The sequence below is a fragment of the Agrococcus sp. HG114 genome (assembly GCF_024723325.1).
GTDB lineage: Bacteria > Actinomycetota > Actinomycetes > Actinomycetales > Microbacteriaceae > Agrococcus.
In genome coordinates this window covers 1-515 of the sequence record NZ_JANQCH010000275.1, presented here as the reverse complement: position 1 = coordinate 515, position 515 = coordinate 1, and the positions used below count along the sequence as shown (strand labels likewise).

At 77.9% G+C, this 515-nt stretch carries 1 pseudogene; it reads left to right on the top strand.

The window, feature by feature from the left end:
• Positions 1 to 65: 65 nt before the first annotated feature.
• Positions 66 to 515: pseudogene (locus NWP09_RS13220) on the top strand (hypothetical protein); the annotation flags it as partial.

Here is a 515-nt window from a genome sequence, read left to right as displayed (position 1 = left end):
AGCGGCACCTGCGCGCCGTGCCGGCGCCGTCGCCCGGCGCGGCCGCGCGTCGCGCGCCACGGCTGGTGCACGGCATCGTCGCGCTCGTCGGGCTCGCGGCGATCGTGTGCGCGCAGCTCGGGCTCTCCGTGGTCATCAGCGAGGGCGCCTACCGCATGAGCGCCCTGCAGGCGGAGTCGACGACCCTCGCGCGCGCCGAGCAGCGCGTGGCCGAGGACCTCGCCGTGCTCTCGTCGCCGCAGCACGTCGCGGTCGCGGGCGCGGAGCTCGGCATGCTCGCCGGGCAGCCCTCGCAGTTCCTGCGGCTCGCGAGCACCTCGACCGCAGGCGGCCCCGACGCGCTGCACATGCAGGTGCCCGCCGCGGACGCGTTCGGCATGTACGTGCCGAACGCCCTGCTCGCCGAGCAGCCGCAGGCTGCCTCGACGGTCGAGAGCGTCCAGCGGGCCGCGGTCGAGCCCTACCCGGGCATGCTGCTGCCCGCGGGGGACTCGGCCCCCGCGCCCGACCCGGCC